Genomic DNA, 13,161 nt, shown 5'->3' with positions numbered 1-13,161 from the left:
GACACTACAGAAAACGGAGAATTTTGCGTTCTGACACAATCTCGGACAATAGTGGTCGTTCGACGTATGTCAGCAATTGCCTGCTCAACTGCAGATAATGGACGTTCGCCTGAGGGACCTGCAGTCCACGTCGCGTAAACGTACTGTCACTGGGGTAGCCTGTCTCAGTCGGTTACAATTTGAGGACAGTCGAAACCACCGTGCGGGAAAAATGAACACCAGCGAAGGCGTCCAAGGTGATTTTTTCGAGCTTCCGATCTTCGATACGTTGGCTTCGCTGTTGAGCGACGACGGTAAGCCTGGTGTTGTGGTGATCGGCTGTGGGCGCAATAAGCTCAAATCGGCAGCGCGCGTTAGTCACCTTTACACATCGAGCAGATTTCAACGTTCGAGAGCGATAGCAGAAAATCTTGGAGCCCGATATTTCGTGCTGTCGGCGAAACACGGATTAGTTGCTCCAGACAAAATAATTGAGCCGTACGATTTTCAGATAAAAAATCTGAGCGTATCGGAAAAATGCGCCTGGGCAAGGTCTGCGCTGGATTCACTTGCGACTCTTGCGCAGGATACTGTCGTAACTTTTCTGGCGGAAAGTGACTATGTCGACCCCCTTTTATTTTGCAATTCGGACAGAAATCCACCGCTAAACCTTCTAACTCCACTTAAGACACTTGCTCCAGAACAAATGCCACTTTGGCTGGAGCAAGCGGAGCAGATGAGCATTCGTGTCAGGGATCTGAAAAAATTGTACGCCATCATTGATGATGCGCGAACAATGGGACTGACTTTTAAGTTTTCTAACTTCTCCCAAGCAAGAATTCCTAAGCGCGGCGTATATGTTTTCCTGGATCCGAGGGAACAAAATTTCACAAAAAGTGGCCCGCGAATAGTCCGGATTGGTACCCATGCGGTGAGTTTAGAGTCGAAATCAACATTGAGGACTCGACTGAGAAGTCATTTTGGTCAGGTGGATGGTGCGGGAAACCACCGCGGTTCTATCTTTCGACTCCACGTAGGCCGCGCACTCCTCGACTCTGACGAATTGCAGCGTCAATATAAAACGTGGGGTGAAGGGCAGCATGCATCCGCTGAAGTTCGCGAGAACGAGGTTGACCACGAAAGGAAGGTAAGCAGATATCTGAGTGATTTGGAAGTGTTCGTTATTCCTATCGACGATGAACCTTCGAAAGATAGTTTGAGGGCACATTTCGAGACACAGCTAATTGCTCTTTGCACGGAAAATTTTGAGGTTATTGAAAAGCCAAGCACGAACTGGCTTGGCCGACATTCGCCTATGGCCCCCATAGTTCGTTCTGGGTTGTGGAATTTACGCGATGTTGCCAAGCGATACAAGCCCGATGATCTTGGCTCTATATCCCATCTAATATCTATCCAAGGGAAGCAGACGTAATGAACGAGTTGAATGCAGCATTGGTCCGGCAGCCTGCGTTGCCTCGCTTTATGTGCCATCTCTATCAGCGTCTGCAGCAGCAACGACTTAATCTCGTAACAGGGGCGGGAATTTCAATCAATGCTGGTGTTCCCAACTGGTATGGGTTGCTTGAAAGGCTTGCCGCGCACTCAGCGACTTTGGCGGGAGATTTTAGAGCACATAGAACCGCCGGGCTTACACCAGAATATCTCGGGCAAATCATTTACAACCGACATCGGAATTCTGGTGATGAGGACCTCAGCGCGTCTGGAGAGGCTACAGTCAACCATGATTGGGCGAAATCGATCCACGAAGCAATATATAAAGACGTCGCGCCGAAAATAACGGATTTACTAGACTCACACCCTTATCTTTCTCAACTGAAAGATCTTGTGAGAAAGGTCCCGTTCGTCGTAAATTTCAATTTCGATGATATTCTGGCGCAATCGGTTGGATTTAGGTCTCAACTTGATAAGTCAACTCGATCATACTCTGTTGAATGGCGTCCCGCGCTCTTGGATCGACCGAATCACACCACTATATACCATGTTAACGGACTGTTGCCTCAAGCATCCCTCAAGAAACGAAGTCCGACGCTGATTTTCACGGAAGATTCGTTTGCTGATGCTATTGCTAGGGCGCCGGGAGTGAGTGCGGAGTATATTTTCATGCGATTTGTACAAAATACGATGTTAATCATCGGACATTCGCTTGCTGATGCGTCACTCAAAAACTATTTGCGTCTCAATCGAGACAAGAGTCCTGCCAATCACCACTATATGATTCATTGGCTACATGATGAGGATGCTTTGAATGGTGAGCAGCGTTCCGATATTTTTAATGCCAATCTTGACTTGTACAATGTATTTACGCTTTTTCTGACATCTGCTGAAATGCGAGAATTTTTCTTGCTATTAAATCTTGAGCCGCGCGAATTTGGCGATAAGCTTGATGAAATGGGAGAGGATCGATGTTCATGTCGGCACTACTACATCGTCGGGCCAGTTGCAGCAGGAAAATCTTCGTTATTGGAGCACTTGCGCTGCTTCGAAACTTACGAAGAGTGGACGCAGCCTCCACCTTCAGAAATGTATCGATCCTTCAAGCAATTAAGCCAAGAGGAAAGCGAAAAAGTAGATAGTTTCATTTACGGTGAGCTGAAAGAGAAAAATAGAATAATGCACGCGGCAGGAGTTGGCTTTCATTTTATGGATCGCGGTCCATTGGACTTGTATGCTTTCTCTGAAAATGAAAGTGAAAATAAGGAAAAAACTGCTGCTATGAAACGGATCATAACTCGTCACCGACCATTGCAAAATGGTGGAATTATTTTCCTTCAGGCAAAAGCGGAGACGCTGGTCGAGCGAAACTACACGCGAGGCCGTTCGCCGGAACAGGCTGGAAGTAAAGATTACTTTGAGGCGCAAATAGCCGCATTGAAGGATATCTATAAACCTAGTTTTGTATACAACACCGAAGGCCAGACGCCGGGGCAAATAGCAAAGAAAGTCGTAAGGCGGGTTTTGCTAAAAGGTTACGAGCCTATTGACTTAACAGAGGTGATGGATAGATATGCGTAAAATCGAATTTGCACGTAAGCCGCGCGCCTACCTTGCCGCTCCATTGTTCAATGATATGGAGCGTGATTTTAATGCGCGCATCGAATCCTCTATGGCGCCCTTAATCGACGTATTTTTGCCTCAACGCGATGGAGGACTTCTTACGAAGCTCGTTGCAAGCGGCATGCCGCTTGAAGAAGCAAGGCAGAACGTTTTCAAGAAGGACATTGATGCTATTGCTAGCTCGGACGTTCTAATTGCCGTGCTCGACGGGCGCACGGTAGATGAGGGTGTGTCGTTTGAGCTTGGGTATGCTTATGCACTCGGAAAGTTGTGTATTGGATTGAAAACCGACGATCGAGTATTGCTCGTGACGGGCGATAATCCAATGGTTATTTGTAGCTGCCACCTCATCGTGTCGTCAATAGACGAAATCGTGGATGTCATCCGATCGCCACGCGAGATCGCCGCCTCGGGGAATCGCCTCGCATTTTGAGTGTCAGTGGAGCGGCAAACATCAGGCGGGATTCCACGGCTAGATGACGAAAAAAGGCCTTGTCGTTCGACAAGGCCTTTTTACTTTCTCCGGGGTCGCAGGCAAACGGTGCGGGACGCCGGCGATGCCGCAGCTAAGCTGAGACGAGACCCAACTCTTGAAGCTTTGGCGCCAATTCAGTCCGCACAAGCGCATCAAACTTCGCATTTCCGTTGAATAGCGCATAAACGCGGAATGCTCTATATCGGAAGTTATGAACCTGATTCATCAACGCTTGAGGAAACATAAAGATAGGACGGGCCGCTTCGCCCCTCTCTTTGTCATCGATACGAACGAACTCATGGTACTCAGGTTCGTCAGGCGTTAAACCCGCCAAATGCATTTCCGCAGCGCCAATTCCTCTAGTGGATGCCTTTATTAGAGCAAAGTCCTTTGGTTTCCACAGATGCAGTGAAAGCTCGCAGAGCCCATGACGGACGCGAAAGTCATCGATTGCCGAGTGGAGTTGGCCGACGTCGATAGATGCAGAGACATGGGCTGGACAGACGGCCTCGTAACTTGCGACGAGCTTCGCAGGGGTTCTATGCAATATCGCCGATATATGGGCGATTACACCGTCATCGCGGTCCGGTCGAGTGCGATGACCCAGGAGGTCTTTCGACATTTGGCGGGCTTCGTGCAAGATCGCATTGTCGTCGAAATTGCGCCATCGTCCGTCCTTTGCCATCGCCGCCACATCACTTCCACTACACGAGATTTTTCCTCGGTTCAAAAGCTCGCGAATCACTACGCGGAGCGACCATTCCAATGCCACCACGCTTTTGTGGAACGGAACCTGAAGGTAGTCAAAGTACCGTGATACTAAAAGATGGTCCGCAGCGCGAATAGCCTTCTTCCCGAAACAAAAATTTCCTTCTATATCCGTTGTCGCTTGGTCAATGATGTAGTTTATATCGACGTTGCCGTATGGGAGGCCGCTGTGATGTGCCGTCCGTCGAAGATAGTCCAAACGGTCACAATCTAGGTCTGAACTTAGGATGCCTGCAAGTGGGTTGTCCGCGCGCTTCTTGAACGCGTCCGATATATCGGATGCGCGGATCTGATGTTCCTTCAGAATTGCTACCAATTCCGGATCCGTGGCGAGTACCTGTTCGCCCATCGCCTCGTGGTCGAAAACATCTCCATCGGTTTGGCGATTGTCTCCGTCCAGTAACTGTGACGAAGCATAGAATTCTTCTATCTCGTGCTCAAAAGCATGAGAAAAAGGGTAGTGTCCCAAGTCATGGACCAATCCCGCTAGCCGCACTAACTGAAGTTCCTTTGTCGTAAATTTCTTGCCAGTATTTTTGGCGATCGCTGACAACAAGCGCTGCGCGTTGTGGCACGCGCCTAGCGAATGCGCAAAGCGCGAATAATTTGCGGCGGGAAAAACATAGTGGGCCAATCCCAACTGCCTGACGTTATGAAGCCGCTGAAAGGCCTTGCTTGAAACCACTGCGGCTTCTACTCTTGTCAGCTCAATTGTTCCGTGAACCGGGTCCGAGACACGTTTATAAGGTTGTAAGTCTGCCATTGTCGCCCAATGTCCCCGGGACGCGTATTGTATTTTGCTGACGTATCGCGTCACGCGATACGTCAAACGGTTGACCGCTCAGGTCAGTAGGTTGCACTTCTTGAGGTGCTCAATTCCGACGTCCACGGTTGCCGCCAGATGTGGTTTCCGGCGAGACAGCTCACGCTTGAGCCGCTCCCCTTCAAAATGCTCTGAGGTCGCCAAATAATGTAGCGAAGCAAGAAGTTCGAGCCAGTTTGGGAGGGAAAGCGGTCGTGCAGCTGCAGGTTTCCGCAGAACTTGAGCGGCCGCCTTGATTCTTTCCAGAACTTCTGGTTTTAAAGACCGCTGACCAGCAGCATCATCTCCTTGCTGCTTCGCTTCTGCGAGCGCAAAGTAGTCCTGCGTGAGCGCCGTCGAGTACGGTCCTTTCAGGTACCAACTGTATCGATAACCTAAGCTCGCGCCAGCGGCTTGTAGAAGGTAGACAGCCTTTTGAAGCCGCATGCGCTCGTCCAGCGTGTTGACGTCCATGGGCTGATCGGCTGCCTCAAGCGCTAACTTGAGAACCAGCTGTTTGGTGTCCATGATGCCCCTCATTTTTTAAAAGTTACGACCCCGGCGACTTCGACCCACTAGCGCATCTGTGATGGCTTGCAGCGGTGGAGCGCTCGTAGCTTTGTTGTTTCATACCTGTATATATATACAGTATTTTGCGCGCATCGGCGTAAGAGTTTTCGCCAGTGGCAGCCCGGGCGCGTAGGTTTACTGCGCCCGGGCTGCCACTGGAGGGTATCAAAAAACACCTGCTGCGTCAATAAGATAGGTGGCCGGGCAAAAGTGCTACATGAACTGCTAGGGCCTGTCTTTGGCCGTAGCGGCAAAACCAGTTGGCAAGGGCGATATTGGCCTTGTGCAGACTCGGCAGGTCGTCAAGTCCAGGAGGGGCGGTTATGAACAAAGCGAAGCACCGAAACCCTAGGCGCGAGTTGCTGAGTCGCTATGGGCGCGTCACCAGTTGGAACTCGAGCCTGTCAATTCGCGCGGACCGGCCTCGAGGTTACCCTCCGGAGCGAGAGAGTCGCGCGTCGATTCAGTTAGAGGGGGAGTTTACTGAAGCGGTGGGCGGCGTAGTCAGGTTCTTGATCCAGGTTTCTCCGAAGGACAAGCCGGATTTGGGCAATGCAGTCGTGCCGAACATTGGCGCGTTCATTTCGGTCAAGCCGGAGTTACAGGAGTGGTTGATATGACTGAGGGCGAATTTCAACGGTTGTTAACGCTCGCCGGGTCAGCACACCTAGCGTGGTGCTTCGTCGCATTCACGGTGCCATTTCGCCGGTCCGCTTTGATCGTCAGTATCGACTTCAGCACGCGCGCGCCCGACGACGGGACGTAATACGTCGAAGTCGAATCTGATGTCGAGATCGGTGTCGGCCTGCTCCCGGCAACCGCTGGTGTTGCCGCGATGGGCCAGACGGGGGGGCAGGTCCGGGTGAAAATTTTATTGGCGAGCGCTCGAGATAATCGGTGGCGCTAGTCCAGCTTCTTCGCAAGATCCTCCGCCCTCGGATGGTAGTACCGCATAAGCATCTTCGTGTCGCGGTGGCCTGTAATCTTCGCTAGTTCATGGAGCGGAAATTTTTCGGCAAGGCGTGATGTTGCCTCGTGTCGCAAGTCGTGAAAGCATAGGTCGACCAGAAGATTAGGGTTCGCGGCCACGCCCTTGTTCGCACAATCCTCCTCATAGGTTTTTCTCGCCCGTGCGACCGCTCTCTCGAACGCTCGAGTTACCGCGTCGGGACGGAGCGGAAAAAACAATTCGCGCCCATCTTTGATGAGATCTTCAAAGACGGCGATCGCTTTCCTCGAAAGGGGAACGTCGCGCGAACTCCCGTTCTTCGTCATGGCAAGACGCGCAACGCGCTTTGTAAGATCAACTTGGGCTGGGCCGAGCGAGATCAACTCACCTCTACGCATCGCCGTTTCGACTGCAATGTCGATGAGCGCGGGCAAGAAGGCAGACGCGGACGCCGCTTTGACGTACGCAAGTTCGTCGGTCGAGTCGCCTTTCACGGCTTCTGGTTCGATCTTGGCAATGCGGCGAATGCGCTCGTTTTTGATCGTAGGCTTGCGAACTAACTCGACCGGATTGGAGAGGCTTTCCAGCCCCCACTCCTTTCGCGCAATTGTGAAAAGGTGAGAGATGACAGCTAGGCGGCGGACAACCGTCGCCGGGCTATGAGTGACACACCATTCGTCGCGCAGCTTCGCAATGTCAGCTCGCCGGATTCCTGCGAGTGGTCGCTTTGCAAGCCATGAGTCGCGTAGCTGACGAATGATCGACTTCTCTTGCGTTGCGCCTCGTTTGTTCGATGCGATCTCGCGCTCGTAGCGATCCAACGCTTCGGTGAAGGTTGTGCTCTCAGCTTCCGAGCTGCTAACGAAGCGTCCCCGGTCCATCTCGCGTTCGATGGACCTCGCCCACTTCTCAGCATCTGCCTTGGTGTCGAAGGTCTTCGACTCTTGAGGGTAGCCTTTTCTGCGAATTTTGGCTTGCCACTGAAGGTCGCCGCGTTTGGTAAAGGTCGCCATAGCCAAATTGACCGCTAGATGTCGTTTTCGGGACAAGTGTGTCTCAAAATTGTCCCAAAAATGACGGAATAGGTCAATGAGCCTTTATATTTATGGGTAGGCATTCTGATTCGCAATGCGAAGGTCGGGAGTTCGATCCTCCTCCTCTCCACCAAGAACATGTCTTAGATGATCCGGCGAAGTCCAGAAACCCGCGCAGCTGCAAGGCTCTGCGGGTTTTTTATTTCCATTTTTGTCCAAGGGGATTCATTGACATCCGGGGGCAACAGGGGGCAAGTTTAGGGGCAACAGCAAGTTACCACATGGAGTTGCCCCCAGATGCCTCTCACCGACGTTGCTATTCGCGCCGCTAAGCCTGCAGATAAGCCTCTTAGGCTGTTTGATGCCGATGGCCTTTACTTGGAGGTTGCCCCCGCTGGGGGCAAGTGGTGGCGATTCAAATACCGGTTCGGGGGCAAAGAAAAACGTATCTCGCTGGGGGTCTACCCCGACGTCGGACTAAGGGATGCGCGCGAGCGTCGAGACGGCGTTCGAAAGCTGCTTGCGAACGGTGTCGATCCCGGTGTGGCGCGCAAGATGCAGAAAGCCGCCACCGTTGAGCGCGCGGCGAATAGCTTCGAGGCCGTTGCCCGTGAGTGGTTTGCGCGATATTCGCCCGGCTGGGCGGAGTCGCATGCCAACAAAATCATGGCTCGTCTTGAAAAAGACGCGTTCCCGTGGTTAGGCTCCCGGGCGATCGCGGAAATCAAGGCGCCCGAGCTTCTGTCAGTGTTGCGCAGGGTCGAGGGGCGCGGTGCAGTCGATACGGCGCACCGAGTTCAGCAGAACTGCGGTCAGGTTTTTCGCTACGCAGTAGCAACCGGGCGCGCTGAACGGGATGTTAGTGCCGATCTGAAAGGCGCCTTGCCTCCGGCGCGTCATACGCACTTTGCGTCGGTGACCAACCCCCAGGAAGTTGCAGCATTGCTGCGCGCTTTGGACGGCTTTCAAGGGACGTTCGTAGTGCAGTGCGCATTGCGGCTGGCTCCCATGTTTTTCGTCCGCCCCGGGGAGCTGCGTACCGCACAATGGTCGCAGTTTGACCTTGATAAGGCCGAATGGCGTTACACCGTCAGCAAGACCAAGACTGAACATTTGGTCCCGCTGGCCAAGCAAGCAGTGACGATACTTCGAGAGCTATATGCCCTTACGGGACACCGCCAATACGTATTTCCAGGGCGGGACGTGAAGAAGCCGATGAGCGGGGCGGCGATCAACGCGGCGCTGCGGCGTCTTGGTTTCGACACGAAGACCGAAATCACCGGTCATGGCTTTCGGGCGATGGCGCGCACGATCTTGCATGAGCAGCTACGCTTTCCAAGCGAAGTTATTGAGCACCAGTTAGCTCACAAAGTTTCTGATTCACTAGGCACTGCTTACAACAGGACAAAATTCATTGATGACCGAGTGGCGATGATGCAGAAGTGGGCGGATTATTTGGAGCGCATGAAGGCCCCGACTGGTGGGGAGGCGGCGTGACCAAGGTCAAAAATAGTATGCCGGATTATTTGTCGGCCGCAGAGGGGCCGTTTAAGAAGATCTACCGCATCCTGCGCGACAGGCAGTTTGTTCAGTACCAGCTGTCAATCAAGCTATGGCGCAAATCGGGAAGGCCGAAGGAACTGGCCGCAGATCTCCGTCGCTCCGATGATGGCGGTTTGACAACCCGTTTCCTGCAAGATCCGAGTTCGAGTGCGCAGAAATCGGCTGAGACTTTGAAAGAGCGATTTGCCAAAATTGAGCGATCTGTGAGTGGCTACATCGTCGGGAATGGCTTGGCCGAACAATGGAGTGAGCTGGAAGCCCCAATTAAGAAGGTGTTGCAATCGGGGCAATCCATCGATGAAATTTTGTCTGCCACGGAACTTTCTGTTTTCGGATTTTTTGAATACGGCTACGAAGCTCATTTCGTAGCACCAATCATCGCTACTGTGTGCGCAATGGCAGGTTCCAGAGCGCTGCTGAATAACGAACTGAGCTATGCGTCATATTGCGCAGATCGTGGGTTATATTGGTCCAGTGCAGACGTGCTGATTCCCAATCCGCGTGACCGTTTCACGGAGCGAGCCAGTAAGGGCGGCCAAGCAAAGGCTCGGCTCGATGAGCCCGGCAAGGCTAAGGTCAAGGATGAGGTTGCCAAATTGCTGGTGGAGTTGGCTCCAGGCGTTGGGTGGAAATCTTTGTCGGAGGCTGTTAACCAGGTCGCTCGCAAATTGACTGAAGAGCAATCCGTATTCGTTGAGAAATCCGGATTAAAGACGGATGCTCTTCCGGATACTGTCCGACGATGGATTGACAAGGAACCATCCCGGTTTCCATATCGCCTAAGATCCAGCGATTGATACACCTGCTTGCGCCGGAATCGTGCTCTCAATAGTTGGCACACTCCGCGGTCGCCCGGACTTGATCTTCTGTGGAATCTTCCCCATGTCGAACGTGTGCATGTGCTCGACGCTGCGGCTTATCAGGTATTGATCTGCCTTTGCGAGATACAGGAGATTCGTGCGGAGTGCGTCACGCTTCTCGCGCTCGTTGCAGTTGATCTGACCCACACCGACGCCATGCTTGTTTGCATACCGGCGTTTTAGCCACGCCTGATTGCTGTTCCAGTAGTTTCCCTTGCCTTCAGTTGCGACATTGGACCAGTATTCGCCGATCTGCTTAGCGATGAACTCGTCGTGGTTATGCTTCCTTGCATCGTAGAAAAGGATTACATGCAGGTGCAGGCCGGATTCTTCGCCTTGCTCAATGGCCCAGACGTAATTCGCGATATCTTTCATCAACTCATTGTACCGACGAGCAACGAAGAAGCGTTTGCGATACTGCTGGAACATCTCAGGCGTAACCCATCGACGAAAAGCAGGTTTGATACGCAACGTCAGTGACAGCACCAGCCAGCGGGATCTTCCCGTCTGCTCAGAGAACATGGCCTCTTCCATCTCAAGAACACTGCGCTCTCTGCGCGTTGCGTTGACTAGACGAAGACGCTCACGCTCGTTGAATTTCCGAGACTGAACGCGTGCACGGATCTTCCCGATTAGGACGTTGAATATCTCGAAGTGGGCCATCCCCGTGCGAACATGCACATGGTGAGGTTCTTCGAAATTGAAATGCCTTTCGCCAAACGGGTCAAGCAGCCCTATCTCTTTGCAGGTATCGTAGAATGCTTCAACACGTGCAGAGTATCGGTACATGCTTGAATATCGTCCAATGCAGTCATTCATGGATCTGTAGAAGTTTTTGCCAAGGAAAAGCTCGCGTAACTGCATCAAACCACTGTACTTTGCTCGCTCCTCAATGAATCCCCCAGTCCATCGGTTTTCGAGAGTTTTCACAAATTTCTCGATAGTAAAGAGATGCCTTGATGCATAGCCCATGTGGATGATGGTTCTGATTTTCCCATCGTCATCGGTTTGTTCAAGATTGATTCGTTCATCAACTTGAGAAATTATGCCGAGTGTCTCAAGATCTTTAGTGATTTCTGTCATGGTTGCAACATGGTGTGTCTTTCACTGTGTTGGTGAGGGTAATTGATTGTCCCGCTTCTTCGATGAATGAACTGCCTGCAAGCGATGCTCATCTATCGTTGAATCGAGACATGCTAATGTCGATCTATTGATCGTCTATTTGTTTGAACTTATTGATTCGTATCTCTAAATATTTAATATTCCAATTGAAGCATAAGTGTGATTGACTCGTTTCGCTCGACAGCACGAAGCATTCAATCAACGATTGCCGGGTAGGAGTAGTATTTTCGTTCCGATCCTCATATGCATAGTTCTGCACGCAATAAAAAATACCCCGACCAGAATTGGCCGGGTTTGAGTGGATGAAGGGAAAATCAACGGTCGATGCTACACATGCTACCTGTAGCGTTGTAGCATCAGTGGTGATCCGGTTTCAGCATATCCTTGCGGTGCGTGCCGAAGTAGCTGTCCAGCAACTGAACCGAAACAACCTTTTCGCCCGAGGCAAAGTTCAGGCGCACAATACCCTCGTGGGCGAGGACATAAAGCGCATCGACGACATAGTCGCGCTTCGAGCGGATTTCTGCGTTCCCGACGTACTGTTGAATCTGGCGAACTGTGACGATCCAGCCCGTCCAGGGTGTTCCGCGTACCTCGTACTTTTTGAACTCTCGCCGCAAATATTCGAGTACGGCGCGTGCATACTTCTCTTCGAGAGGCGTATTGATGTCACCAAACAACGCGATATGCTGTTCAGTGAAAAAAAAGATTAAACGAATTGCACTGAGCAAGATGTCCCGCTGGATCACGTTTCCTTCGCGTTGCTCGATGACGTGCAGATTAGACGCAATGCGCAGGATGTTCTCCGGCATGCGGTTCGCGAATTCAGGGATATTGCCGAGATAACCGCCTTCGGCCCTGTTCTCCTCGATCCACGCCAAGGTCGTGCGAAACTGCTCTTCCGCGCTATCGGCGAGGGTTAATGCCGTTCGCTTGATCTTCCCGGAACGCAGCATTTTTGCGTAGCGCTCGAAAATTCGTGAAATATTCGCATTGTGACGATCCCGTGCCTCACGGACAACCTTGACGCGACGAAGAATTTTCTGTGGTGGGATGGGCCTGCACATCGCGATGAGTGTTCGTGCGCCCATGCCAACATCGATAAAATCAGCGCCATGCTCCTTCACATAGGCTTTGAAGCGCTTTGTTTGCATCCCCCACGATACCGCCATTCGCGGCTCTGACTGGAACACAGACTCGGATGTCATCCGTTCGCGCTGAATTGCTGCGCCATCCCAAAGCAGGCAGAACTGAGGCATCATTCTGCCAAGCTGAGGAAGAATTGTCGTCGCGTCCGGATTGATCCAGGAAGTGCAAGCCGATTGACTTTCGATGCTGCGCGCAAGAGCGGCGTAGCTCACATCGCGGTGCATGATGTTTGCTGCGTTCTTCGCAGTACTTCGTTCGGGTTTTGACAAATCGATGAATCGACTTCTGGCTTCGAGTAGCTTCTCTGGATCGTAGATGGTTTCCTGGATTTCCTTGATGGCATCCTTTATCTTCGCCCTCAGGATTATTGTGTCTGCTGCGGCTTCGTGCAGATCGGATGAGCCTTCGCTTTCGAGAATCTGAAAATCGCTATGGGCCTGCGTCAGCTCATCGTTGACCCGTGATTTTCTGCTTCCGGAACCTGAAACATAAATTGCAGAAATTGACGTTGGGCAGTGGATTACATCGAAATATTCGACATCGAAAAGGCACTGCGTTGCGACCGAAGTGGTGGAAATCATTACGGTGATGATGAGTTCTGGAACGGCATTCGATACCGCATGAATCTCATCGTGCAGTGCTCGTGCGTTCTTCGGCAGGATCGTGCTGATGTCGTCTCTATTGAATTTGGCCAGTCTGACCGGGAGCCCAAAGGTTCTTGCATCGTCAGCTTGTTCTGGCTGTACGTGCGGTGATCGGCTGTGTCTTGACTCCCAGCGCAGTGATAGTGAATTGGTATCCATAGGTAAACCATT

At 51.8% G+C, this 13,161-nt stretch carries 10 protein-coding genes; 5 read left to right on the top strand and 5 right to left on the bottom strand.

What is annotated here, in order from left to right; genetic code table 11:
* Positions 1-211: 211 nt before the first annotated feature.
* From ACAX43_RS29275 to ACAX43_RS29265, 3 genes are read left to right on the top strand one after another with little or no spacing between them, the layout of a single operon-like run.
* Positions 212-1,411, top strand: a complete 1,200-nt coding sequence (locus ACAX43_RS29275) for a DUF6884 domain-containing protein (protein WP_370711832.1) — start codon at positions 212-214, stop codon at positions 1,409-1,411.
* Positions 1,411-3,012 (top strand): SIR2 family protein, encoded by a 1,602-nt coding sequence (locus ACAX43_RS29270; RefSeq protein WP_370711831.1) that lies wholly within the window; start codon positions 1,411-1,413, stop codon positions 3,010-3,012. The genes ACAX43_RS29275 and ACAX43_RS29270 overlap by 1 nt, the downstream gene beginning before the upstream one ends.
* The gene (locus ACAX43_RS29265; protein ID WP_370711830.1) at positions 3,005-3,487 is read left to right on the top strand and encodes a nucleoside 2-deoxyribosyltransferase; all 483 of its coding nucleotides are present in this window, start codon (positions 3,005-3,007) and stop codon (positions 3,485-3,487) included. Before ACAX43_RS29270 ends, ACAX43_RS29265 begins: the two co-directional genes overlap by 8 nt.
* A 133-nt stretch (positions 3,488-3,620) precedes the next feature.
* Here ACAX43_RS29265 and ACAX43_RS29260 read toward each other — a convergent pair whose 3' ends face one another.
* From ACAX43_RS29260 to ACAX43_RS29250, 3 genes are all read right to left on the bottom strand, one after another.
* Positions 3,621-5,060 (bottom strand): HD domain-containing protein, encoded by a 1,440-nt coding sequence (locus ACAX43_RS29260; RefSeq protein WP_370711829.1) that lies wholly within the window; start codon positions 5,058-5,060, stop codon positions 3,621-3,623.
* 78 nt (positions 5,061-5,138) lie between these two features.
* Positions 5,139-5,627 (bottom strand): hypothetical protein, encoded by a 489-nt coding sequence (locus tag ACAX43_RS29255; RefSeq protein WP_370711828.1) that lies wholly within the window; start codon positions 5,625-5,627, stop codon positions 5,139-5,141.
* A 945-nt stretch (positions 5,628-6,572) separates the two neighbouring features.
* Positions 6,573-7,631 carry a tyrosine-type recombinase/integrase gene (locus tag ACAX43_RS29250; RefSeq protein WP_370711827.1) on the bottom strand — a complete coding sequence of 353 codons (1,059 nt, stop codon included), beginning with the start codon at positions 7,629-7,631 and terminating at the stop codon, positions 6,573-6,575.
* 318 nt (positions 7,632-7,949) lie between these two features.
* Here ACAX43_RS29250 and ACAX43_RS29245 point away from each other — a divergent pair, with 318 nt between their 5' ends.
* On the top strand, positions 7,950-9,149 hold the full coding sequence (locus tag ACAX43_RS29245) for a tyrosine-type recombinase/integrase (RefSeq protein WP_370711826.1): 1,200 nt from the start codon (positions 7,950-7,952) through the stop codon (positions 9,147-9,149).
* Entirely contained in the window at positions 9,146-10,012 is an 867-nt protein-coding gene (locus tag ACAX43_RS29240) for a hypothetical protein (protein WP_370711825.1), read from the top strand. Before ACAX43_RS29245 ends, ACAX43_RS29240 begins: the two co-directional genes overlap by 4 nt.
* Here the strand turns inward: ACAX43_RS29240 and ACAX43_RS29235 are convergent.
* Both ACAX43_RS29235 and ACAX43_RS29230 read right to left on the bottom strand, forming a co-directional pair.
* Positions 9,995-11,158, bottom strand: coding sequence for a hypothetical protein (locus ACAX43_RS29235; RefSeq protein ID WP_370711824.1), 1,164 nt, complete (start codon positions 11,156-11,158; stop codon positions 9,995-9,997). The two genes, ACAX43_RS29240 and ACAX43_RS29235, sit on opposite strands and share 18 nt — an antisense overlap.
* A gap of 395 nt (positions 11,159-11,553) precedes the next feature.
* The gene (locus ACAX43_RS29230) at positions 11,554-13,149 is read right to left on the bottom strand and encodes a DUF3987 domain-containing protein (RefSeq protein ID WP_370711823.1); all 1,596 of its coding nucleotides are present in this window, start codon (positions 13,147-13,149) and stop codon (positions 11,554-11,556) included.
* Positions 13,150-13,161 lie beyond the last annotated feature (12 nt).

This window comes from Paraburkholderia sp. IW21 (assembly GCF_041321145.1).
Taxonomy (GTDB): domain Bacteria; phylum Pseudomonadota; class Gammaproteobacteria; order Burkholderiales; family Burkholderiaceae; genus Paraburkholderia.
The sequence above is the reverse complement of the archived record's forward strand: the minus strand, read 5'-3'. Positions and strand labels throughout refer to the sequence as shown.

Coding starts and splice junctions, on each gene's coding strand:
- ACAX43_RS29260 (WP_370711829.1), bottom strand. CDS start 5,060: ATGGCAGACTTACAACCTTATAAACGTGTCTCGGACCCGGTTCACGGA.
- ACAX43_RS29245 (WP_370711826.1), top strand. CDS start 7,950: ATGCCTCTCACCGACGTTGCTATTCGCGCCGCTAAGCCTGCAGATAAG.
- ACAX43_RS29255 (WP_370711828.1), bottom strand. CDS start 5,627: ATGGACACCAAACAGCTGGTTCTCAAGTTAGCGCTTGAGGCAGCCGAT.
- ACAX43_RS29230 (WP_370711823.1), bottom strand. CDS start 13,149: ATGGATACCAATTCACTATCACTGCGCTGGGAGTCAAGACACAGCCGA.
- ACAX43_RS29275 (WP_370711832.1), top strand. CDS start 212: ATGAACACCAGCGAAGGCGTCCAAGGTGATTTTTTCGAGCTTCCGATC.
- ACAX43_RS29270 (WP_370711831.1), top strand. CDS start 1,411: ATGAACGAGTTGAATGCAGCATTGGTCCGGCAGCCTGCGTTGCCTCGC.
- ACAX43_RS29250 (WP_370711827.1), bottom strand. CDS start 7,631: ATGGCGACCTTTACCAAACGCGGCGACCTTCAGTGGCAAGCCAAAATT.
- ACAX43_RS29265 (WP_370711830.1), top strand. CDS start 3,005: ATGCGTAAAATCGAATTTGCACGTAAGCCGCGCGCCTACCTTGCCGCT.
- ACAX43_RS29235 (WP_370711824.1), bottom strand. CDS start 11,158: ATGACAGAAATCACTAAAGATCTTGAGACACTCGGCATAATTTCTCAA.